Source organism: Leifsonia sp. Ger2509, from assembly GCF_055231915.1.
Genome location: NZ_JBUYVB010000003.1, coordinates 3,427,972 through 3,449,082, shown reverse-complemented (window position 1 = coordinate 3,449,082; position 21,111 = coordinate 3,427,972). Strand labels below are relative to the sequence as shown.

Genomic DNA, 21,111 nt, shown 5'->3' with positions numbered 1-21,111 from the left:
TCGATTGCATCCGGCGGCCCAGAGTTTTTCCTGATTCTGATCCGCTCGCCTCGGCGAGATGGGTCGTCGTGCTCGCGGTTAGGGTAAATGTGTGAGAGACCGCCGATCGCAAAGGCGCGCCGACCTATCGTCCGGTGCGGAGCCTGCGGGGCTGTCGCGGCGCGGTTGGATTCTGTTCGCCGGTTCCACAGGCGTTGTGGCTGTCGCGCTGTTGGTCGTCGCAGCCCTCGCTATCGGAGTTCCGGCCGGGGAGGCTCGAGCACACACTTCGCCCACGCCCGAGGGGGTGTCGCCGCAGATCCCGGAAGCGCCCACGGATCCGCCTCCCCTGGGTCTGCCTCCGCGGCCGACCCCGACGGAGATCGCCACCGTTCCCGCCCGACCGGTGGACTCACTCAAAACGGGCGACTGCCTTCAGATCTATCCTTCGTCGTCGGCGGACAGTTATCCGGTGGTCAACTGCGCCGAGCCGCACATCGCGCAGCTACTTTCTCGGGGCGTTCTGCCTCAGCCTGCTGGTGCAGCCTTCCCTGGAATGCAAGCGCTGGATAGCCAAGCCACCAACCTCTGCGTGGCTCCAGGCCTCTTGAACTGGGATTGGGTCGCGGTTTGGAACGAAGACGTCCAGATCGACGTGCGCTACCCCAAGACTGCTGCCGAGTGGGTATCAGGGGCGCGTTCGTATTACTGCTTCGTCTACACATTCTCACGCCATGAACTCACCGGTAGTGCGGTCCCCGTCCACTGACCGGGCTCGGCTTCCTGTCGCGCGTTTGCCAAAGCGCAGCCCGTCGCGAAGGGGGCAAGGCATTCTCGAAGCTCATGCGCGCGATCGACTGGATCCGTTGGACGCCTTGTCCCCCTCTTGTGGGGCAGCACCACTGCTGCTACATTCACGTTTGTTAGTTTGCTTTACTAACTAACGTGATATTCGCTCAACGGGTGCGCGGACGAGCCGTTGCACTCGAACGTCAACGAGGGAGTCCTACATGAAGCGTGCCATCTACACACTCGCCGCCGGAACGCTCGGGGCCGCGCTCTGCGTCGCGGCCGCCGCCCTACCGGCCGCCGCGGCCTCCGTGCCGGGGGCCGGGCCAGCCGGCGCGCCCGCGAGCACCGGCTCGGTCGGTGCAACCCATTCGCCGTTCATCGTTCCCGCCCTCCCCTTGCCGCCGCATTTCTCGGCTCCCTACGTCGACGTCACCTCGGTGAGCGATCTCGCGGACCTCTCGAAGGAGTCGGGTTCCAGAGTGATGTCACTGGCGTTCCTTCAGACCGAGGCCGCCGGATCATGCACCGTGTACTGGGCAGGCAATACTGCCACCCCGGTCGATGCGAGCACCTTCGGCGCCGCGATCGATCGCATCCGCTTGCGCGGCGGCGACGTCATCCCGTCGTTCGGCGGATACTCGGCCGACACCACGAACACCGAGATCGCCGACAGCTGCACAGACGTTCACAAGATCGCTCTGGCCTACGAGAAGGTCATCACGACCTACAAAGTGCAGCGCCTCGACTTCGATATCGAGGCCGATTCGCTCAGCAACCTGGCGGGCATCGACCGCCGCAACCAGGCGATCGCCGAGGTGAAGGGCTGGGCGGCGGCGCAGCACCGTCGTCTTTCCGTCGCCTACACCCTGCCGTCGACCCCGCAGGGGCTGGGAGCCACGGGCGTCGCCCTCCTCCAGTCGGCAGCGAAATACCACGCGCCGATCGATGGGGTCAACATCATGACCTTCGACTACTGGGATGGAGTGACCCACGACATGCTGGCCGACGCGCAGACCGCAGCCGCCGGTCTGGTCGCGCAACTGCGGGCGACGATCGCCCCGAACGCTTCGGACGCGGCCCTCTGGCACAAGGTCGGCATCATTCAGATGAACGGAATCGACGACTTCGGACCACAGGAGACGTTCACCGTCGCGCAGGCGTCGCCGCTGGTCGACTGGGCCGCCTCCAAACGCATCAATGAGCTGAGCTTCTGGGCCCTGCAGCGCGACAACGGTTCGTGCCCCGGAGTGAAAGGTTCGAACAACTGCTCCGGCGTGGTCCAGGCGCCGTGGGCATTCTCGAAGGCATTCGCTCGGTTCGCCAGCTGGTGGTATTGAGTTGAACCGCCGCGGCGGCGGGGGGCCGCCGCGGCCATCACGCCTCAGCCGTAGTGCACCAACTCGGGCCACAGCGCTGCCCACGGCTTCACCGGGCCGGAACACAGCTGCACCGCATCCCCCTGTTCGTCGTTGTTGAGATCTGACCCATTGTCAACGTGGGTCACGACGTGGCAACCCGAGAAATACCGGGCAAGCGCTGGGCCGCCCGGCAGCCCGACGACGACCACTGGACCGCGCGTCGTCGGCGGCCCCCAGACGGCGAAACCGTTGTGGCCGCTGAAAGCCTCGGGTAATCCCAGCGCGCCACCGTACCTGTCGATGGCGCCGGCCTCCCCGTAGTTGCCGGTGAAGATCACCGCGGTCGAGCGCTGCCCTGGAGGAATCGCATCGAATGCAGTCGCAACGGAGGCGGTGAACTGCTGCCAACCCACCTGCTCGCCCGCATCCGGATTGATCCTCTCAATTCCTGTGGGGGTGAGCAGTCGCACCGGCAGAAGGGCAAGACCGAGGGCCGCGTCAATGACGAATGCAAGGCCGAGTGCTGTCACGACGAGACCCAGACGCCGGCCGCTGCGCCTCCGACGCACCCATTCATCGGTCGCTATGGCACCGGATGCCACCAGTACCGGCAGAAGGCCGCCTGCGTAGTACGCCTTACCGCTGGCGACGATGATGGCCACGAGGACGACGAGATAGGCGACCGCGAACGCCCGAGCGATCCGTGCGTGCGGGTTGCGAAGCAATCGCACGATGCCTGCGATCCACAGCGGAGCGAGCAGTGGCGAAACGAGCAGGAACTGAAACGGGATGACACCTATCCGGCCGCCTTCCGCACCGCTTCCCGCGATGCTGTGGGCGAGTGCGATTTGGGGCCATCCGTTCATCGACTGCCAGATCAGGTACGGAGCGGCGCCGAGCAACGCCAGGGCAGCGCCGATGAGCGCGGACCGGGAAAACAGCATCCGGCGCGGACCCACAGCAAGAAGCGAGGCGCACACCACGGCGATGACGAATCCCACGGTCAGTTTGTTCAGCAGCCCGAAGCCGAGCACGGCGCCGGCCGCGATCATCCAGCGTCCTGAATTGACGGTGATCGCCTGCAGAAGACAGCTGCAGACGGCAACCGTCGCGAGGATGTCGAACGTCGTCGTATCGACGAAATGCCCCGTGACCAGACTGATCGCTCCGACCGCCCACGCGGTCGCCGCGATCGCACGTGCGCGCGGAGTCGCGCCGAGCTGGCCGGCCACAATGCCTGTGAGCAGGGCGGTTGCTGCACTCGCTGCGGCCGACGCAAGACGCACCACGACGAGAGAGCCGTGCCCGAGCGAGTTCATCGCGGCAGTGAGAAGCGGCGTCAGGACGGGCTGATCCGGGTAGCCCCAGGCCGGATGCTCCCCCGCGACAACGAAGTACAACTCGTCGCGATGCCAGCCGTACTGGGAACTGGTAGCCACCAAGACGATGAAGAGGGCGACGGCGACGATCAGTTCGGGATGGGCGCGGAGGAAGCCGGCGGCGCGACGGGGTGTGGTGGGCGCAGTGTTGCCGGTCAGCTCAGATATCGAGTCGCTCATCACGCTCCCTGGCACTCCAGAAACAACAATCGGTTAGCACACACGTTGCTTACAGCAGGCCGGCTCCCGCCGTCAACGGCGGCGGAGTCGTGGCACGAGGATGACGACAGCGATCGCAGCGACCAGGTAGAGGAACGCGATGATCCAGCCGCCTTCCTGCGAGCCGACCAGTTCCGGAGCCGCGAAGTCGATCGCCAGGTTGTGTCCCGCGTGCGCCACCATCACAACCGCGAGGCCTGCGCCCGACCTGTCGTAGAGCCAGGCGTAAACCACTGCGGTCGCGACGAGCCGCACGAATGTCTGCAGGACGTCGGCAACGCTGGTGTCGGCGCGGCCGGCCGCGGTGAGGAGGGGCCAGAGATGCCAGACACTCCAGATGAGGCCGACGATCACGGCGGCGGAAACCATCCGGAACCGCTTCTGCAGGTGCGGCTGCGCGAAGCCGCGCCAGCCAGGCTCCTCGCCGATCGAACCGGCGATGACAGGACCCACAAGAACACCGATACCGGCCGCCGACGGCACGACGAGCCAGTGAGCCGGAGGGTGGCCGCCGAAGGCGACGAAGAGCGCCGTCGCCAGCAGTACCAGCACGAACGGTCCGAGGAGTGCGAGGGCGTACCAGCGGATGCCGGTGCGCCAGTGAAGGAACTGGCGGAGGATCGAGCGGAAACCTCCGGCACCCGGCAGGAACCCGGCGACGGCGAGCGCCACGAGTCCAGGCGAGTACGCGATGAGCAGGATGGCCGGGGAGAAGTCGTGGTAGCTGGCGCCGGTCGCGTTCAGCCAGAGTGCGCCGAGCGCCGTGACCGCCAGAAGGGCGATCGCCCACACGATGACAGCGCGCGTGTCCCTGCTCGCCGGGCGCTTCATAGCTGCTCTTCTCTCGAGTCTGTCGAGTGCCGATCTCCCAGCCGGAGGGGCGCGCTGGGCTGGTGTGGCCTGCTGAATCAATTGTGGCCGCTCACTGCTGTCGCGCGCTCGGCGATGAGGGCAGCGCCGATGAGGATCATGGCGATCCCGGCGACGCGCGAGACCAGCCGGGTGAGCTTCGGCCTCGAGCGAAGTACGCGGTTGGCAACAAATCCGAGCACCAGATAGAAGAGCCCGCAAACGACAACGAAGACCGAGCCGAGGACGGCCAGCTGGATCGCGAGCGGCCACGGCGCATCCGCCCTCGCGAACTGCGGAAGGATCGCGAGGAAGACGAGCAGCCCTTTCGGGTTCAGGGTGCTCACGCCGAATCCGCGGGCGACAAACGCGCCCCGCGCCGGCCCGCTCTCCGCTTCACCGCCGCCTTCAGCCAACGCTGGTGGCCGTCGGAGCGTCAGGATCCCTAAGTAGATGAGGTAGGCGGCGCCCGCGAACGTCAGCGCGGTGAGCACCCACGGGACGGCTGCCACCAGCGGGCCGACCCCCATCGCCACGATCACCGTGAGCAGAAGGTAGCCGAGCATCAGCCCGCCGACGGCCGGCACGACCACGTGGTGGCGCAGACCCGACGCCAGGATGAACGCCCAGTCCGGTCCGGGAACGACGATCAAGGTTGCTGCGATGCCCGCGAAGGCCAGCAGAAGATAGGGTTCCATCGCTGCACCTCCTCTCAGAAGGAAACTACGAGATAATCGGGAGGAAGTGCTTGCAACTAATTCCACGATCGGGCCGCGTGGGAGGAAGAAGATGGCAATGGATCGTCTTGATCGCAAGATTCTTGTCGAGCTGCAACTCGACGGGAGGCAGAGCATCACCGAATTGTCAGAGCGGGTCGGCCTGACCGTCTCCCCCGCTCATCGACGCGTGCGCGACCTCGAGCGGTCCGGCGCGATCCTCGGCTACCGGGCCGTGGTCGACCCGACCGCGCTCGGCCTCCACTTCGAGGCGCTCGTGTTCGTCACGATGCGCCAGGAAGACCGCGACACTCTGATCGCGTTCGAGAAGGCGGTGGCCGAGATCCCGAATGTGCTTCTCGCACAACGCCTCTTCGGCGACCCTGACTATCTGTTGCGGGTGCGGACCACGGATCTCAACGCCTACGCCCAACTCGAAGACGACCTGCTCGCCACGCTGCCCGGGGTGCAACGCTTCAACTCGACACTCGTCATGAAGAACATCGTCGTCGATCGGCCGTACCCCGCAGACCTTTAGTCGAACGTGACCCCGGGCAGCGCTGTCGTACGACACTCGAGGTCTATATCCTCGCCCTATGACCGTGCGCATCGCCAATGTCACCTTTCATGCCGAAGACCCCGCGGGGCTGGCCCGATTCTGGTCCGCCGTCATGGGTTATCCGGAACGGGTCGGCTGGGCGCCGGAAGAAGAGGCCGAGCTGCGGGAGGCGGGACTGAGCGACGACGACATCTCGGCCCGCGCGGAGGCGTGGGACGACGCTCCCAACCATCAGCGTTTCTACTTCACTCGCTACCATCGTGAGCGCCGGGAGCGGAACCGCATGCACATCGATATCACCCCGTTCGAGGATCGTCGCGCGTCGCGAGAGGAGTTGGAGGTCGAACGCGATCGTCTTGTCGCACTTGGCGCATCCGTGGAAAAGACGCTCAGCGGGTCGTGGGGGCCATACGAGGAGTTCGCGATCATGATGCGGGACCCGGAGGGGAACGAGTTCTGCCTGCAGTGAAGCACCCGACGGGCGCCCTCTTTGGCGCCTGAGGGTCAGGCGGGCTTGATGTTCTGGTTCACGTGGAAGAGGTTTCCTGGATCGTATTTGCTCTTGACGGCCACCAACCGTTCGTAGTTGACCCCGTAGTTCTCCCGGACCCTGCCTTCGTCGTCACCGTCCATGAAGTTGATGTAACCGCCCGGTGATGAGTACGGGCGCAAGGCCGCGGTATAGCTGCGGACCCAGTCGATGTTCGCGGCGTTGTCCGCCGGGTCATCCCACATGCAGGCGATCACGGGAGAGAACTTGACGTCGCGGTTGACGAAGGCGGTGTCTGTCTTCCCCACCCGCTGAACGGCACCGTCGATCGGGTAGATGTGGACGGACGTCTGCACGCTGGGTACCTTGCTGCCGTACTCGAGGTGGGCGGCGATGGCGCCGTCGTTGAGCTCGGCGAGGAAATTCGCCTTCCAGTAGGCCTGCATCCCCTTGGGCAGAAGAGGATCGAAGGCAGAGTTGAGGGCCGGGTACGGCATGGGGCCCACCATCGAACCTGCCACGGGCGCCACATCCAGGAACGGCTGCCAGCGAGCCTCGCCCTCTGCAGGATCGCCGGTCCACATGCCGATGATCACGCAGACCGGCTTGCCGTGCCATTCCTCCGGCAGGAACGGCACGGGCGGTCCCTGGTGGAAGCCCATGAAGGTCCCGAATTCCTCGGGGGCGTCGGCGATGTAGTCGCGGTAGAACCTGGCCACGGTTTCGGCATGCTCGATGCCGTAGATGATGATCGCGGCATGGACCATGTCCACGGGGTGCAGCGTGTACTCCAGTGATGTCACCACGCCGAAGTTGCCGCCGCCTCCCCTCAGGGCCCAGAACAGGTCCTCGTTCTGGGTTTCGCTCGCCGTCAGAAACGCGCCTTCTGCAGTGACCACGTCTGCCGAGATCAGATTGTCGCAGGTCAGCCCGTATTTGCGAGAGAGGTAGCCGATGCCGCCACCCAAGGTCAGGCCAGAAATCCCGGTGGACCCCACAATGCCACCCGTGGTGGCCAAACCGAACGCGTGGGTCGCGTGATTGAAGTCTGCCCAGGTGGTTCCTGCCTCGGCACGAGCAGTGCGCGCCTCTGGGTCGACACGGACTCCAGTGCGATTGACGAAATCGATGATCAGGGCATCATCCCAGGTGCCGAATCCGGGTGCACTGTGGCCGCCGCCACGAATCGCCAGGGGCAGGGAGTGATCCCGCGCGAAGTTCACGCAGGCGATGACGTCCGCCACCTGCGCCACCCGGACGACACCGGCCGGGTGCTTGTCGATCATCCCGTTGTAGACAGCGCGGGCGGAGTCATATTCAGGATCACTTGGTGTGATCAGTTGCCCGCGGAGCTGTTCACGCAGTCCGTCGAGCGGTGTTCCGTTCATGGGTGTTAGCCGCGATTCTCTTTATGAGACCGGATACGTTCCACCCGCCACATCCCCACCAGTATTGACGGCCGGGGTTACGTCGCTAGGCCTACACCCAAGCCGCCGCACGGTCAAGAGGACTGAACGCGGACCCCGTCGATGGAGGGTCGGATGAGCGCGAAGGCACTGCTCGCGACGATCGCCCAGATCCGCAATGGACGCACAGACATAACGCGGCCGCTACCCGCCAGCGACCAGGAGCACGGTCTTGCCGGGGCGACGGAGCTTCGGCCCTTCCTCGAATGCACGCCGGCCTTCCGAGAGCGCGAAGGTCGCTGCGATCAGGATGCGGATGCTGCCGTCGTCTGCGAATCCGGCCAGCCGTTCCAGCTGCGCACGGGACGCCTCCACCACAAAGAATTTGGCAGCGATGTCGCGTCCGGTCAGCAGCTCCGGAGCGACCGGACCGGCGAGAGAGACCAGTCGTCCACCATCCCGCGTGAAACGGACGGCCGCGGCGTCGTCGGTTCCGCCCGCGTCGATGACGAGATCCGCCTGTTCGAGTGCGTTCGCGAGATCGGGGCTGCGGTAGTCGACCACCCGTTCGGCTCCGAGGGACCTGACGAGATCGAGATCGCCCGCCCGTGCCGTCGCGCTCACGCGCGCTCCCAGCATCCGCGCGAGCTGGACTGCGAAGGAGCCGACGCCGCCGGAGCCCCCGAGAACCAGCACATGTTCGCCCGGCTGCACCTCCCCATGATCCTGGAGAGCCTGTAATGCCGTCAGTCCAGCGAGCGGGAGCGCGGCGGACTCGATGTGGGCGAGGGTGTGCGGCCGTTTGGCGAGATTTGCTTCGGGCACTGCGACGAACTCGGCAGCCGCACCGTCACTGGTGAAGTCGACCAGGCCGTAGACACCCTCTCCGATCTCGAAAGACCGTGCACGGGAGCCACGGGCGCTCACCACACCGGATACCTCATGCGAGGGAATCGTCGGCGCACGGTCACGCCCGTCGGCGTCGGTCCAGGTCGCATCCCAGCTGAGTTCAGCGAAGGTGATCGACGCGGCATGGACCTTGACGAGCACCTCCGTCTCCCCCACCTCTGGGATCGGCGCCTCCTCGAACGTCAGTTTCTCCGGGCCGCCGCGCTCGTGGGCGCGTGAAGCCATCATCGTCGCCATGGTGTCTCCCTCCGCCACCTATCGTGGCACCGAGGCGGCCTGACCAGCTAGGGGCGTCCGGGAGTGGTGACATGGTTACCTGAGAGAACTCGAAGACCGCGTTTGTTGGGCGGCCATCCGCCGGTCGACGCGAATTCACTTTGCGTTTCTACCCTCCTCAGGGGGTCAGGTGATTACTGCGCGTCAACGAAATGACGCCGTCACGTGGGCCCATGACGGAGGAGTCCGATGAGATTCAGATCAAAACTTGGGGCGACAGTTGCGGCAACGAGTGCCGCAGCACTCGCTGCCGTTGCTTTCGGGGGCGTTGGTACGGCGACGAGCGCCTCGGCCGCGGTTTCGTCGCAAGCTCACGGCCGGTCGGGGCACGTGCTGCTGATTTCTGTTGATGGAATGCACCAGAGCGACCTGAATTGGTACGTCGCGACCCATCCGTCCTCGACGCTCGCGAAGCTGACCCACGACGGCAGTCAGTACACCGATGCGTCGACATCCAACCCTTCGGACTCAGACCCGGGCGGCACGGCGCTGATGACCGGTGGCAACCCCAAGACCACCGGTGTGTTCTACGACGTCGAGTACAGCCACACGGTCGATGAGGCGGGCGCCGCGTGCACTCCTGGCCAGCCGGCCACGGGCGGCGACGTCATCTACGACTCGCCGGATGACGCTCTGGCGCAGGTGAACGACTTCGTCAACCCCGCGAACGGCACCTTCCCGTCGTTCGATGAGAACGGGTCGATCTACCCGGCCGGCGTCGACACCGACCCCGCCGCGATCATGAACCTGAAGTTCAACGCGAAGACCTCTCTCAACCCGGCCACGTTCCCGGTGGACCCGAAGACGTGCAAGCCGATCACCCCGTGGGATTACCTCGGCGACAACACGATCTTCCAGGTCATTCACGACGCCGGCCTTCGTACGGCCTGGTCCGATAAGCACGAGGTTTACGCGTCGTTCAACGGTCCGGGATCGAACGGCCAGAGCATCGACGATCTCTTCGCGCCCGAGATCGACTCCCAGGCGGTGATGCCGAACGGCGTCCCGTACCCGCAGGACGACGACTGGGCGCACATCGACGCCGCCACCAAGCAGTACGACGGCTACAAAGTCCAGGCCGTGTTGAACGAGATCAATGGTTTGGACCACTCCGGCAAGACCAAGGCCGGCACTCCTGCGATCTTCGGCATGAACTTCCAGGCCGTCTCTGTCGCGGAGAAGATCACGTCGACCCCGACGACGCTGATCGGCCCGGACGCGAACGGCAACTACACCACGAGCGCACCGCAAGCGGGCGGCTACCGATGGGCTAACGGCAAGCTCGTGCCCGGCCCCGTGCTCTCCAGTGCTCTCGACTTCGTTGACGCTCAGCTCGGCCGGATGGTCGCCACCATCCACAAAGAAGGTCTGACTGGCAACACAACGCTCATCGTCACGGCAAAGCACGGCCAGTCGCCTCAGGACCCGACCAAGCTCGTCACAGTCAAGGATGGTCCGATCGTCAGCGCGATCAACACGGCCTGGTCGCAGACGCACCCGAGCAACCCGAAACTCATCGTCGCCGGGACCAACGACGACCTGTGGCAGTCCTACCTATCGGACCGCTCGCAGGCCGCCGCCGACTTCGTCAAGAGCTATCTGCGGAATCACACGGCTTCCGGATTCGACAGCAACGGCAATCCCGTCACCGTCCAGCATTCGGGTCTCGCCCAGATCTGGGCCGGTAAGGACTCCGCGAAGTTCTTCGGAGTCTCCGCCGACAACGGTCACTACCCCGATGTCTTCGGCAAAGTTCAGGAGGGCGTTGTGTACTCGGGGCCGACGAAACTCGCCGAACACGGCGGCATGAACACCGGCGACCGCCACGTCCTCATGCTCGTGGATGGTCCTGGAGTGCCTGCTCAGGTCATCTCTGCACCCGTCGAAACCACCCAGGTCGCGCCGACGATCCTCGCCGCGCTCCGACTCGACCCCACTGCGCTGACGGCCGTCCGAACCGAAGGCACCCAGGTACTTCCGGGACTGGGCCACCTGCGACACGGACACTGACCCGGACGGCAGCACGCTAGCCGAACGCAGTCCTGAACACGAGGCCGGGAGTCATCCTCCCGGCCTCGTGCGATACGGCAGACCGGAGCGCAGGGGCATCCACCGCTCGTCATGAAGGGTGCGCGGCCGATTGGCAAGATCGACGCGGTATGAAACCCTCCTCATTTCCGCCAGGATCGCTACTCGACTGCCCACAGACGCGGCGCGGGACCGATCTGATCCGTGAGCGCGAGCAGGTCGAGATAAGTCTCTTTGCGCGACACGAGTCCATCGTGCACCGCAATGATGTCAACGCCGTCGCAGACGAATGCCGAACCCGAATATGTGCCCGACATGTCGTATTCGAGCACGAGATGGTCGGCACCGAGGTAGGAACGTTTCGGCGTGAAACTCACATCAGGCACGGCCTGCAGGAGTGAGACGATCAGGTCTTCGACGGCTGAGCGACCGGCTGCGGCGTCGGTCAGTCCGTGGATCTGGAACACAGAATTGTCGGAGTGCAAGGCGACGATGATGTCCGGGTCGCGCGCCAGCCAGGCCAGGTGATAGTCCCGGGCGAGTTCGGGGATACTCAAGCTCACGATGGCCTCTTTCCGCGCAGGAGTGGCTGCGGCTCACTGTATACCGCGCCGCCGCCCTAGGCGCTGGCCCCTCGTTCGTCAGTCGACGGAGCCGGCCGTCTCCGGAGCGCTCTCGGTCGAAGCACGCTCACGCGCATCCTCTAAGACCCGGAAATTTCTGCCTTCGTCGGCCAGTCGTCGGGTGTTCTCAAGGTGTGACGACCAGCTTGCCGAGCGCGCGCCCCTCACCGACGAGGGCAAGTGCCTCCGGCACCTCATCGAGCGCGAACATGCGGTCGATGTGGATGCGAAGATCACCCGCGATGCAGCGCTCGGCGACGGGCTCGAAGTAAGCGGGCCCCGACCTTGCAATGAGGAGCCCCAGCCGCCGGCCGGTGAGCAGTCCGAGCGTTGCCCCTACTGTGACGACCCGCAACAGCGACCGCACGGTTCCGCCGACTAAGAGGTACCGGCCGCCGCGAGCCAGTGCCCGCCGGTAGGCGAACATGGATCGGTGCGCGACGAGATCGAGCACGAGGTCGTACGGCCCGAGCCTGGTGAAGTCCTCGCTGCGATAGTCGATCACTTCGTCGGCGCCCAGCTCGCGCATGAAGTCGAGCTTGCCCGCGTTGTCGACGCCGGTCACGTGCGCGCCGGTAAGCGCTGCGAGCTGGAGCGCGAACGAGCCGGACCCTCCGCCAGCCCCGTTTATGAGTATCCGCTGTCCGGGGCCCGCACTGGCGGTTCCTTGGAGCGCGATCGAACCCGCCTGGGGCAACGTCGAGGCCTCGGCGAATGACAACTCCGGAGGCTTGGCTGCTAGCGCCGCTTCGGGCGCCACCGCGTACTCGGCGAAACCGCCCATGAGGCCAAGGTTGTCCCCATACACCTCGTCGCCGAGGCGAAACCGGGTGACGTCGGAGCCGACGGCTGTGACGCGCCCGGCGATGTCGGAGCCGAGCACCCGTCGCGACGGGGCACGCAGCCCCCCGTTCCGGGCGTACGCCGGAGACCCCGTCAGCCCCTCCCAGTCCGAGAGATTGATGGATGTCGCGGCGACCTCGACCAGCACCTGGTTCGGGCCCGGCGACGGAACCGCGACCTCCTCGAGCCTCAGACCGTCGGGTGGGCCATACCGGTCGTAGACGACTGCCCTCATGAGGAGCGGCGTTCACCCGTGGGACGTGCAGAGGTGGACATGCGAGTGAGTGTACTCGGACCGCGCATCTGGGATGATGCCGCCGTGACCGATCAACGCGAGCGCCGGGTTCTCCTCGATACCGCGGCACTGCACCTCGTGGTGCGCCATGGAACTCGCCTCTTCTCGTCGTTCGGCGGTCCATCACAGGAGATCGGTGGGACACTGAGATGCACCGCACTTCACCCCTCGCGGAGGTGAGAGTTGAGCAAGTCGAACGCTGGCAAGGAAACCGCTCATGCGGTAGGGGCAGCCGCCGTGCCGATTCTCCGCGATCCCGTAATGGACCTTGCAAGGGTGTGCTGCCTCGCTCTCGTCGTCGTCGGCCACCTCCTGATGCTCGGCGCATCTGTGGATGTCAACGGCAAGCTCGTTCTCGACCGCACGCTCGGCCGTCAGCCGTGGTTCACGCCGACGACGTGGATCGCTCTCATTGTTCCGTTGTTCTTTGTGATCGGTGGACTGGTCGGTGCGCAAGCGTGGCGGAGAACGGCGGCGCGGGGTGGAACGGCGGCCGAGTTCATCCGCGAACGGTTCCAACGCCTCGCACGGCCAGCCATACCACTCTTCGCCTGCCTGTCGGTCGCCATCCTCGTCATGCGATTGGCCGGCCTGGACATGGATACCGCCGACACAATCGCGACCGGTGTTGCCTTGCCCTTGTGGTTTCTCGCCGCCTACACGTTTTGTCAGGCTTTCCTACCCGGGATGACCGCTCTGCACGACCGCGCACCGATACTGACCCTCGGTGCCCTCGCCCTCGCCGCGATCACCTTCGATGTCGTTCGCAACACCACGGGGATACAAGAGCTCGGCCTGCTCAACATGATCTTCGTCTGGCTGTTCATCCAGCAGCTCGGACTCTGGGCTGCGGACGGCTGGTTTGCCGCGCACGCTCGTGGAAGGCTCGTCCTCCTCGCCGCCGCCAGCTATGCCACGCTCGGCCTACTCACCACTGTCGGCCGATACCCGGCGAACATTCTCGACAACCTCAACCCGCCGACGGTTGTGGTCGCGGTGCTCGCCATCGCCCAGTTCTCGCTGCTGATGCTGCTGCATCCGCTTCTGACCCGGGCTATGCGCGGCCGGGCGATTCGGCTGATCGTCTCCGCGGTCGGAGGCCGATTGATGACGGTGTATCTGTGGCACCTGCCGATACTGGCGCTGATCGTTGGGTTGCTGCTCCTCACCCCGCTCCCGTCACCGGTTCCGGGCAGCGGGATGTGGTGGGCGACGCGTCCTGTCATCCTTCTGACGGGCATCCTCGTACTGATCGTCGTCGCGCGCGTGCTCGGCCGATTCGAACGACCGGTTCTGTCATATCGATGGTTCGGGTTCCGCGTGAGCGACTGGAGCATCGGCATTTCCACGTCGCTTCTGATGATTCCACTGTTCACCGCCATGCTGTTCGGCCTCAACCTCACCGTCGCGACAACCGGCACGTTACTCCTCATGGTGGCCGTGTTCCTGCAGCGGCCGACCCGCAACACGGTACAGACTCGCCCTGCTAAGTGGTCGCACCCGACCCTGCACGAACCCGCGAAGTAGAGAACGAACAAGGACTCGCATCGGAACCCGCCCGTCAGACCTTTGAACCCGCCCGTTCAGACCGGGGAAGCGCGTACCATCCATTGCGGAAATCGATCGCCGACGGAGACGAGTCAGACATGGAAACGTACAGCATCGACACGGGCGGCGCGGAGATCGTCTACGACATCGCCGACGCACAGCAAGAAGCGGATGGGCATCCACCGCTGGTCATGATCGGACAGCCGATGGATGCGAGCGGCTTTCGAGCGCTGGCGTCATACCTGCCCGACCGCACAGTGGTCACGTACGACCCACGCGGCCTGGGCCGGAGCACGCGCAGCGACGGCGAGGTCACCAACACCCCGACCGTGCAGGCCGAGGATGTGCATGCGATCATCACGGCGCTCGGCGCCGGACCGGTGGACATGTTCGCGAGTAGCGGCGGAGCAGTGACCGCGCTGGCGTTAGTGGCCGCCCACCCCGATGACGTGCGAACCCTTGTCGCCCATGAGCCACCGCTGCCGGGCATCCTTCCCGACTCGGAGGGCGCCGAGCGTGCGCTGGCGGCTGTCCACGAGGCATACGCCTCCCGCGGATTCGGGGCCGGCATGGCCGCCTTCATCGCGATGACTTCGTGGCGCGGAGAGTTCACCGACGACTACTTCGCCCTCCCGGCGCCCGACCCCGCAATGTTCGGGATGCCGTCAGCTGACGACGGCACACGTGACGACCCGCTGCTGTCGGAACGTTCGATCGCGATCACCGGTTACCGGCCCGACATCGACGCCCTCAAGGCCGCGTCGACGCGCATCGTGATCGGAGTCGGCGAAGAGTCCGAAGGCATCTTCACGGGCCGCACATCCGCCGCGATCGCACGCCTGCTCGGACTGGAAGCGGTCGTGTTCCCGAGCCACCACGGCGGTTTCGCCGCCGAAGACTCCGGATATCCGGGGAAACCCGAGGCGTTCGCACGCCGGCTCCGCGAGGTCCTTGACGAGCGTGAGTAACCCAGCGCCGCCGGGTTCGGGGATGCGACGGGGTGCGACAATGCTGGCATGCCGTCCTCCCAAACGCTGAGCGAAGCTGATCGCCGCCTCGTCGCGAGGTGGGCGGCGGACTGTGCTGAGCGAGTGCTGGTCTTGTTCGAGACAGAGGCTCCGACCGACGGGAGACCGCGGGATGCCATCGCCCGTGCTCGCGCGTTTGCTCAGGGTGAACTCGATGCGGCCGGTGAGATTCGCCGGCGGTTCGTCGCCGGTCGGGCCGCGCACGCCGTGAACTCTCCCGCCGCTGTGGCGGCTGCGCGAGCGGCGGCACAAGCGTCTGGTGTCGCCCACATGGGCGCGCACGCTCTCGGCGCAGCCGCCTACGCCGCGAAGGCGGCCGGACTGGCTGCCCCTGACCGGCCCTCAGCCGTCTCAGACGAGATCGCGTGGCAACTCCAGCACATGAACGCTCGAGTGAAGGCCGCCCTTCAACAGTTGCCGCCACTCGGCGAAGACTCCGCGGGCCCGCTCGGTCCCGGACTACTCGCGTCGGGCATCCTGGGATCGACCATTCGCACGATTCAGAGCGCCGTCGGCACCAGCCCTCGACAGGAGGACCAGTACGCCACCGGCGAAGGGTGACGGCTGCTTACGGCTCGGTGGTTGGTCGCGGGTACGTGATGTTCGTGCGGAGCCAGATCCAGCTACCGTTCCTGCTGTTCCTGACGAGGTCGGCGCGCACTGTCTCGTGCGGTTCGACCGGTCCGGTGGCGATGCGAAGCGTCCGTACCGCGAATTCGTCCAGCGTCCAACTTTCAGCGATGGTCCCAGCATTCGACGACACCTCAAGAGTCAGCTCGGCGCCGAGCTCGAGGAAGAAGGGCACAACGACCCATTCGAACTCGAACGAGCGCGCCTCGCTGATGCCGAAATCCGACGGAGTGAAACGGACCGAGACCCGAAACCAATCGAGTGGCTGCTCGGGACGGACATCCCACGAGTAGAAGAACGCGGGATTGAGGGTCGGGGCGAAGGCGACATCACCGGTGGCGACGCCGGACGGCAACGCCAGGTTCGCCCCAGTGCCGAGACTGTAGAAGAGGCGTCCAGCATCGATCGAGACGATCGTGCCTGGATGAAGTCCGGAGCCGACCCCGATCTCACGGAGTCTCTGAGAGAACTCGGCCAACTCCGAAGGGTCGGGTCGCCGGGGCGCGTTCGGAGAGTTGGAAATGTGGTTCATAGTGCCGCACAATACGCCGGGCACTTCTCCGCAGCAACGCAATCACGCGCACCGGTGCCCGTACTATAGCGGCCGCGGCCGGCCAGAGGGCAGACTGATTGCAGCTGGACGCGGATCGAGTGTTGGGAGCGTAGTCGTGACTAATCGCACATACCGAGTGATCGAGATCGTGGGCACCTCGCCCGATGGAACCGATGCGGCGATACGCAACGGGATCGAGCGAGCGTCGAAGACGATGCGCAACATCGATTGGTTTGAAGTGACCGGCACCCGGGGGGAGGTCGAGGGCGGACACGTCGCGCACTTCCAAGTCACCCTGAAGGTGGGATTCCGGCTCGAAGAGGCCGCCGACTAGCGGCCGGCTATCTGGCCGCCTTGCTCACTCACTGACGGAGGGCGACCAGTGTGCGGACGTCGACCTGCTCCAGAAAGGGATCCGTACCGGCCAAGGCGTGGCCCACCTCGGCAGCGAATCGCGCTCGATCGTTCCTGTTCGGGATCCGTTCGGACATCGCCGAGAAGACGCCACCCACGATCTGGTCGAGGGTGAGAGTGTCGGTGTAGGTGACACGAACCCGGTCGACGTCGTAGCCGATTGCCGTCAGCTCACGTCGATATGTCACGACCGATTCTCTGCTGTTTCAGCGAGGGAACCGTGAAATCATTCGGTCGGCGAACACCGGAAGCAAACGGTGCTACGCGTGGGCAATGTCGCCCACGCGTAGCACCGCGAATCACTCGCAGTCGTTCTTGTGTCTAGCGGCGATCGCCGTCGTTGTGTCCGTGCCCGTTGTCGGGACGGTGCGGTGCGCCGGTGGCCAACGCGAGCGTCTGCTGGAGTGCGGTGTACTCGGGCTTCGGCTGGAGGTTGGCATCGTAGATGTCGGCCGCGCCTTCACCCGCGAAGACGCCGGGGACCCACGAGTAGGCGTCCCCGAATCCCCAGACCGTGTATGAGATGCACTGCCTGACAGCGAGGCATGCCTGAAGCGTCGAGGTGTATCCCGCCACCTGGGCATTCTGCTCGAGAGCGGTCACCGGAAGCGTCGTACGCACGTCGACTTCCGTCTCGGCGACGTCAAGACCCAGTTTGGCGAATCGCTGCAGGTTGTTCTCGAGGTCGGGCAAACCGTACTGCGTGTCGAGGTGCGTCTGGAATCCGACCCCGTCGATGGGGACGCCCTGCGACTTCAACTGGGAGACGAACGCGTAGACCGCGTTGCTCTTCGGGCCTGTGTACTCGATGTTGTAGTCGTTGTAGAACAGCTTCGCCTTCGGGTCGGCTGCGTGAGCCCAGCGGAACGCGTCGGCGATGTATCCGGAACCGAGCTTCTGCAGCCAGATCGAGTCGCGGAGCGTGCCGTCGTCGTTGAACGCTTCGTTGACCACGTCCCACTGCCAGATCTTGCCCTTGAAGTGAGTGACCTCATCGGTGATGTGCTTCTTCAGCAGCGCCCGCAGCTGGTCGGCGCTCAGGGAAGGCGCCTGCGCAGTGAGCCACGACGGCAGCTGGTTGTGCCACACAAGGGTGTGTCCCCGCACAAGCTGACCGTGGGCTTCGGCGGAGGCGACGAGTGCGTCGGCCGGCGCCCAGTTGTACGTGCCCTGCGTTGGCTCGACTGCGTCCCACTTCATCACGTTCTCCGGCGTCACCGTAGAGAATTGGCTGTTGAGAACGGATGTGTATGCCGGGTTGCTCGCGAGTTGGTCGGTGTTGACCGCGGTCCCGATGCGCAAACCCACCGGAGCGGCCAACGCCCGCAGAGAATCGGGCGGGGATGTCGGGCTCGGATGGGACGGCTGGCTGGCGAAGGCGGCACCCTGACTGAACAGGACAACGCTGACACCTACCACAGCCGTGGCGATGAGGGCAGAATGACGAGATTTCACGTGACTCCTTTGTACGAATCTCATTGGGTTAGAAATCGATTTCGCACCTGACGAAAAGATCGATCTCTATTTGTTGTTTCGTCAGACTAATTCGCCCACTTTGCCCTGTCAATGGGGCTAGACGAATGTGTCTAATGCATGCATTTCAGATCGCCGACAGAGCGGTTTCCTACACCCGGCGCGGATGGCGCCACGAGGCGGCGGGTTGGCCCTTTCTACGGGGACTCTTCTGCTGCGAGTCGTTTGTCGAGAGCGGCCCCAGCCGGCGAATCGCGTGTGAGCACCCGAAGAACGCGGAGGACGGTTTGGGCGTCGTCCGGCGTCACGGCACTGTCGATCACGTCGTAGAGCTGGTCTTCGATGCCTCGAACGCGCGTCGCCCTGTCTTCGCCTTTCGGGGTGAGGGTCAGGCGGATCTGTCGCCGATCGTGCTCGCCGGCATCCCGCTGTACCAATCCAGCGGCGACGAGTCGGTCGACGATTCGGCTCGGACTTGCGCCGCTGTCGCAGACGAGCATGTCGCCCAGTTGCTTGAGCGCAAGTGGGCCGTGGTCAGCAATGATGCGCAGTGCCTCCGACTGCGCAGGTGTGAGGTCTATCTCGGACAGGAACGTCATAAGGCGACGGTTACCCTCTCGTTGCGCCGCGAGGATCAGGTAGCGAAGGTGCTCGGCAGTTCTCAACGGTCACTCCCCCGCTGCGACAGCGCAGACTCGAGCAGACGGGCGGCTCCCGGGTCGTGGGCTGCAAGAATCGGCATCTCGGGGAAGTGCGATGCCAGCTGATTGATCCGCCGTGTCGTCTCGTGGAGCCCGGCGGTATCGCCAACTCCCGGAACGCGGTCGGCAGCCAGTAGTTCTGCGTCGTAGGTGACGTCACCGACGAAGAGCATGCTGGGGAGCCCCTCGCTTCGAAGCAGCAGCGACATCGAACCAGGCGTGTGACCAGGTGTCGGAAGCAGAAGCAGAGAGCCATCACCCATGACGTCATGGGCGTCGGTGAACGGCGCAATCGATTCATCCTCGACAGGTTTCGGGGTGATCGGAAGCCAGTCGATGCCGGCGAGCTGGATGTGATCCCGCATCAGGCCGTTGAGAACAGCGAACCGCTTATCCACCTCGGCCAGTTCAATACCACTGACCAAGACCCGTGCTGACGTCGGCAGCTCCCGCAGCCCTCCGATGTGATCCTGGTGCAGATGCGACAGGATGGCCACCCGCACGTCGGAGATGTCGTAGCCCTCGGCACTCAGCTGGTCGGTGAGCGTGGCACCCGCCGGAATCTCGAACATGGCGAGGCGACGGTAGAAGTGCCCGACCACGCCGCCAGGAAAGTAGTTCGGGTCGGTGACCGAACGTCGGTCCTGCCCTGTGTCGAAGAGCACCAGACCCCGCTCGTGCTCGATCACGTAGACGTTGATCGGACGAGGGCCGGTCCAACGGCGAGACGTGTTGAGCCACCACAACATCGGCGTGCCGTTGGTCTCGACGTGCTCTGGACGGATCTGCACGGTTCCGGTGCTGATGACCGAAACCCTCTTGACAGGCTTCACGATACTCCAATTAGGTGTCACAACATGTATGTCGTGACACCTATTCAATGGGATGGACGCTGGATTGTCAAGAAGGCGGGTCGACCGTCGGTCCGGACACGTGCGATCGATTCGGGAGCGCCATACGCTATGACCCGTGCATCAGCTCACCCGCGACCAGGCCCGACGCATCGCGGTGCAGGCGCAGCTCCTCGAAGCCGATCGCCCCGACGATGTCGTCGGGATCGCCGAGCAACTCGGCGCCGTCAAGATCGACCCGACCGCCACCATCGCGCCGGCGGAGCACACAATCCTCTGGTCGCGGATCGGCTCGACGTACGACAGGGCACAGCTTTCGAAGGCCGTCGAATCGGACCGATTGCTGTTCGAGTTCGACGGAGCCTTCCGTCCCATGAGCCTCTTGCCGTTGATGATGCCCGCCATGCAGCGCTGGCCGCGCCGGGAGAGCAGCCGGCAGTGGTTGGAGGCGAACGACCATTTCCGGACCGAAGTCCTCGCGCGATTGCGGGCGGAAGGCCCGCTCCTGGCCAGCGAAATTCCGGATACCGCGAATGTGGTTCGGCCGCCCGATGGCTGGTATGGGCCCAACCAGGTCGTGCACATGCTCGATTTCCTCCTGCGGCAAGGGGAGATCGCAGTCGTGGGGCGTGAGGGACGCCATCGGCGTTGGGATCTGGCCGAGCGCGTTTACCCGCATGACCTGCCCGAATACGACTACGACGAGGCCGAGCGGTTACTCAACGAACGCAGGCTGCAGGCGGCCGGCATCGCCAAGCAGAAATCGCCCTGGACTCCGGTGGGGGACGCAGGCGAGCCCGTAGTGATCGAGGGGATGCGCCAGAAATGGCGCATAGACCCCGAGGCGCTCACGGCGCTCGAGAATGACGAAGCCGGCCGGGCCGCTTTTCTCAGCCCGTACGACGGCATGCTCTTCGATCGTCCCCGGCTGCGCGAACTCTTCGAATTCGACTACGTGCTCGAGCAGTTCAAGCCGAAGCCGCAGCGAAAGTTCGGATACTTCGCGCATCCGATACTGATGGGCGATCGATTCATGGGGATGCTCGACGCGGAAGTCGACAACGAGCGCGACGAACTGAGAGTCACCGCAGTTCATGAGTTCCTGCCCTTCGACGAATTCGAGCACGACATGGTCCACGCTGAGATCGCGGACCTCGGTAGGTGGTTGGGCGTCGAGGTCCCGGAGTGGTGA

Annotated in this window: 23 protein-coding genes; 10 read left to right on the top strand and 13 right to left on the bottom strand. The window is 64.9% G+C overall.

Features of this window, described 5'->3' with window-relative positions; translation table 11 throughout:
- The first annotated feature begins 989 nt into the window (after window positions 1–989).
- A complete protein-coding gene (locus ACV7NN_RS16720) occupies window positions 990–2,108 on the top strand; it encodes a chitinase (protein ID WP_463350684.1) in 1,119 nt (372 codons plus the stop codon).
- A gap of 44 nt (window positions 2,109–2,152) precedes the next feature.
- Here ACV7NN_RS16720 and ACV7NN_RS16715 read toward each other — a convergent pair whose 3' ends face one another.
- The 3 genes from ACV7NN_RS16715 to ACV7NN_RS16705 form a co-directional block, all read right to left on the bottom strand.
- Window positions 2,153–3,688, bottom strand: coding sequence for a glycosyltransferase family 39 protein (locus tag ACV7NN_RS16715; RefSeq protein ID WP_463350683.1), 1,536 nt, complete (start codon window positions 3,686–3,688; stop codon window positions 2,153–2,155).
- A gap of 72 nt (window positions 3,689–3,760) precedes the next feature.
- Complete coding sequence (locus tag ACV7NN_RS16710) at window positions 3,761–4,558, bottom strand: lysostaphin resistance A-like protein (RefSeq protein WP_463350682.1); 798 nt, start codon at window positions 4,556–4,558, stop codon at window positions 3,761–3,763.
- A gap of 77 nt (window positions 4,559–4,635) precedes the next feature.
- Window positions 4,636–5,274 (bottom strand): LysE family translocator, encoded by a 639-nt coding sequence (locus ACV7NN_RS16705; RefSeq protein ID WP_463350681.1) that lies wholly within the window; start codon window positions 5,272–5,274, stop codon window positions 4,636–4,638.
- 97 nt (window positions 5,275–5,371) lie between these two features.
- On the opposite strand from ACV7NN_RS16705, the gene ACV7NN_RS16700 reads away from it, so the two are divergent.
- On the top strand, window positions 5,372–5,830 hold the full coding sequence (locus tag ACV7NN_RS16700; RefSeq protein ID WP_463350680.1) for an Lrp/AsnC family transcriptional regulator: 459 nt from the start codon (window positions 5,372–5,374) through the stop codon (window positions 5,828–5,830).
- Window positions 5,831–5,888: 58 nt separating this feature from the next.
- The gene (locus tag ACV7NN_RS16695; protein WP_463350679.1) at window positions 5,889–6,320 is read left to right on the top strand and encodes a VOC family protein; all 432 of its coding nucleotides are present in this window, start codon (window positions 5,889–5,891) and stop codon (window positions 6,318–6,320) included.
- Between the two features lie 35 nt (window positions 6,321–6,355).
- On the opposite strand, the gene ACV7NN_RS16690 is transcribed toward ACV7NN_RS16695, so the two are convergent.
- Window positions 6,356–7,729 (bottom strand): FAD-binding oxidoreductase, encoded by a 1,374-nt coding sequence (locus ACV7NN_RS16690; RefSeq protein ID WP_463350678.1) that lies wholly within the window; start codon window positions 7,727–7,729, stop codon window positions 6,356–6,358.
- Window positions 7,730–7,951: 222 nt separating this feature from the next.
- Complete coding sequence (locus ACV7NN_RS16685; RefSeq protein ID WP_463350677.1) at window positions 7,952–8,893, bottom strand: NADP-dependent oxidoreductase; 942 nt, start codon at window positions 8,891–8,893, stop codon at window positions 7,952–7,954.
- A gap of 228 nt (window positions 8,894–9,121) precedes the next feature.
- Between ACV7NN_RS16685 and ACV7NN_RS16680 the strand changes: the two genes are divergently transcribed.
- Entirely contained in the window at window positions 9,122–10,942 is a 1,821-nt protein-coding gene (locus tag ACV7NN_RS16680) for an alkaline phosphatase family protein (RefSeq protein WP_463350676.1), read from the top strand.
- Window positions 10,943–11,121: 179 nt separating this feature from the next.
- On the opposite strand, the gene ACV7NN_RS16675 is transcribed toward ACV7NN_RS16680, so the two are convergent.
- Both ACV7NN_RS16675 and ACV7NN_RS16670 read right to left on the bottom strand, forming a co-directional pair.
- Entirely contained in the window at window positions 11,122–11,523 is a 402-nt protein-coding gene (locus tag ACV7NN_RS16675) for a nuclear transport factor 2 family protein (protein WP_463350675.1), read from the bottom strand.
- Between the two features lie 187 nt (window positions 11,524–11,710).
- Entirely contained in the window at window positions 11,711–12,661 is a 951-nt protein-coding gene (locus ACV7NN_RS16670; protein ID WP_463350674.1) for an NAD(P)-dependent alcohol dehydrogenase, read from the bottom strand.
- A gap of 321 nt (window positions 12,662–12,982) precedes the next feature.
- Between ACV7NN_RS16670 and ACV7NN_RS16665 the strand changes: the two genes are divergently transcribed.
- The 3 genes from ACV7NN_RS16665 to ACV7NN_RS16655 all read left to right on the top strand — a co-directional run bounded on the left by ACV7NN_RS16665 (window position 12,983) and on the right by ACV7NN_RS16655 (window position 15,858).
- The gene (locus tag ACV7NN_RS16665; protein WP_463350673.1) at window positions 12,983–14,248 is read left to right on the top strand and encodes an acyltransferase family protein; all 1,266 of its coding nucleotides are present in this window, start codon (window positions 12,983–12,985) and stop codon (window positions 14,246–14,248) included.
- Window positions 14,249–14,367: 119 nt separating this feature from the next.
- Window positions 14,368–15,237, top strand: a complete 870-nt coding sequence (locus ACV7NN_RS16660; protein ID WP_463350672.1) for an alpha/beta fold hydrolase — start codon at window positions 14,368–14,370, stop codon at window positions 15,235–15,237.
- A 48-nt stretch (window positions 15,238–15,285) separates the two neighbouring features.
- On the top strand, window positions 15,286–15,858 hold the full coding sequence (locus tag ACV7NN_RS16655) for a putative immunity protein (RefSeq protein WP_463350671.1): 573 nt from the start codon (window positions 15,286–15,288) through the stop codon (window positions 15,856–15,858).
- 7 nt (window positions 15,859–15,865) lie between these two features.
- On the opposite strand, the gene ACV7NN_RS16650 is transcribed toward ACV7NN_RS16655, so the two are convergent.
- On the bottom strand, window positions 15,866–16,405 hold the full coding sequence (locus tag ACV7NN_RS16650; protein WP_463350670.1) for a hypothetical protein: 540 nt from the start codon (window positions 16,403–16,405) through the stop codon (window positions 15,866–15,868).
- Window positions 16,406–16,595: 190 nt separating this feature from the next.
- On the opposite strand from ACV7NN_RS16650, the gene ACV7NN_RS16645 reads away from it, so the two are divergent.
- Complete coding sequence (locus ACV7NN_RS16645; protein WP_463350669.1) at window positions 16,596–16,814, top strand: dodecin; 219 nt, start codon at window positions 16,596–16,598, stop codon at window positions 16,812–16,814.
- Between the two features lie 28 nt (window positions 16,815–16,842).
- Here ACV7NN_RS16645 and ACV7NN_RS16640 read toward each other — a convergent pair whose 3' ends face one another.
- Window positions 16,843–17,082, bottom strand: a complete 240-nt coding sequence (locus tag ACV7NN_RS16640; protein WP_463350668.1) for a hypothetical protein — start codon at window positions 17,080–17,082, stop codon at window positions 16,843–16,845.
- 133 nt (window positions 17,083–17,215) lie between these two features.
- The gene (locus ACV7NN_RS16635) at window positions 17,216–18,202 is read right to left on the bottom strand and encodes an endo-1,4-beta-xylanase (RefSeq protein ID WP_463351313.1); all 987 of its coding nucleotides are present in this window, start codon (window positions 18,200–18,202) and stop codon (window positions 17,216–17,218) included.
- On the opposite strand from ACV7NN_RS16635, the gene ACV7NN_RS16630 reads away from it, so the two are divergent.
- The gene (locus ACV7NN_RS16630) at window positions 18,129–18,284 is read left to right on the top strand and encodes a hypothetical protein (protein WP_463351339.1); all 156 of its coding nucleotides are present in this window, start codon (window positions 18,129–18,131) and stop codon (window positions 18,282–18,284) included. The genes ACV7NN_RS16635 and ACV7NN_RS16630 overlap by 74 nt on opposite strands.
- Window positions 18,285–18,564: 280 nt before the next feature.
- Here ACV7NN_RS16630 and ACV7NN_RS16625 read toward each other — a convergent pair whose 3' ends face one another.
- From ACV7NN_RS16625 to ACV7NN_RS16615, 3 genes are all read right to left on the bottom strand, one after another.
- Window positions 18,565–18,966, bottom strand: coding sequence for a MarR family winged helix-turn-helix transcriptional regulator (locus ACV7NN_RS16625; protein ID WP_463350667.1), 402 nt, complete (start codon window positions 18,964–18,966; stop codon window positions 18,565–18,567).
- 62 nt (window positions 18,967–19,028) lie between these two features.
- The gene (locus tag ACV7NN_RS16620) at window positions 19,029–19,901 is read right to left on the bottom strand and encodes an N-acyl homoserine lactonase family protein (protein WP_463350666.1); all 873 of its coding nucleotides are present in this window, start codon (window positions 19,899–19,901) and stop codon (window positions 19,029–19,031) included.
- Between the two features lie 127 nt (window positions 19,902–20,028).
- Window positions 20,029–20,187, bottom strand: coding sequence for a hypothetical protein (locus ACV7NN_RS16615; RefSeq protein ID WP_463351338.1), 159 nt, complete (start codon window positions 20,185–20,187; stop codon window positions 20,029–20,031).
- Between ACV7NN_RS16615 and ACV7NN_RS16610 the strand changes: the two genes are divergently transcribed.
- Window positions 20,125–21,111, top strand: coding sequence for a DNA glycosylase AlkZ-like family protein (locus tag ACV7NN_RS16610; protein WP_463351312.1), 987 nt, complete (start codon window positions 20,125–20,127; stop codon window positions 21,109–21,111). The two genes, ACV7NN_RS16615 and ACV7NN_RS16610, sit on opposite strands and share 63 nt — an antisense overlap.

Excerpts from the sequence above, each read along its gene's own strand:
- ACV7NN_RS16705 (WP_463350681.1), bottom strand. The coding sequence starts at position 5,274 with ATGGAACCCTATCTTCTGCTGGCCTTCGCGGGCATCGCAGCAACCTTG.
- ACV7NN_RS16695 (WP_463350679.1), top strand. The coding sequence starts at position 5,889 with ATGACCGTGCGCATCGCCAATGTCACCTTTCATGCCGAAGACCCCGCG.
- ACV7NN_RS16685 (WP_463350677.1), bottom strand. The coding sequence starts at position 8,893 with ATGGCGACGATGATGGCTTCACGCGCCCACGAGCGCGGCGGCCCGGAG.
- ACV7NN_RS16655 (WP_463350671.1), top strand. The coding sequence starts at position 15,286 with ATGCCGTCCTCCCAAACGCTGAGCGAAGCTGATCGCCGCCTCGTCGCG.
- ACV7NN_RS16670 (WP_463350674.1), bottom strand. The coding sequence starts at position 12,661 with ATGAGGGCAGTCGTCTACGACCGGTATGGCCCACCCGACGGTCTGAGG.
- ACV7NN_RS16710 (WP_463350682.1), bottom strand. The coding sequence starts at position 4,558 with ATGAAGCGCCCGGCGAGCAGGGACACGCGCGCTGTCATCGTGTGGGCG.
- ACV7NN_RS16700 (WP_463350680.1), top strand. The coding sequence starts at position 5,372 with ATGGATCGTCTTGATCGCAAGATTCTTGTCGAGCTGCAACTCGACGGG.
- ACV7NN_RS16665 (WP_463350673.1), top strand. The coding sequence starts at position 12,983 with ATGGACCTTGCAAGGGTGTGCTGCCTCGCTCTCGTCGTCGTCGGCCAC.
- ACV7NN_RS16680 (WP_463350676.1), top strand. The coding sequence starts at position 9,122 with ATGAGATTCAGATCAAAACTTGGGGCGACAGTTGCGGCAACGAGTGCC.
- ACV7NN_RS16690 (WP_463350678.1), bottom strand. The coding sequence starts at position 7,729 with ATGAACGGAACACCGCTCGACGGACTGCGTGAACAGCTCCGCGGGCAA.
- ACV7NN_RS16720 (WP_463350684.1), top strand. The coding sequence starts at position 990 with ATGAAGCGTGCCATCTACACACTCGCCGCCGGAACGCTCGGGGCCGCG.
- ACV7NN_RS16625 (WP_463350667.1), bottom strand. The coding sequence starts at position 18,966 with ATGACGTTCCTGTCCGAGATAGACCTCACACCTGCGCAGTCGGAGGCA.
- ACV7NN_RS16660 (WP_463350672.1), top strand. The coding sequence starts at position 14,368 with ATGGAAACGTACAGCATCGACACGGGCGGCGCGGAGATCGTCTACGAC.
- ACV7NN_RS16715 (WP_463350683.1), bottom strand. The coding sequence starts at position 3,688 with ATGAGCGACTCGATATCTGAGCTGACCGGCAACACTGCGCCCACCACA.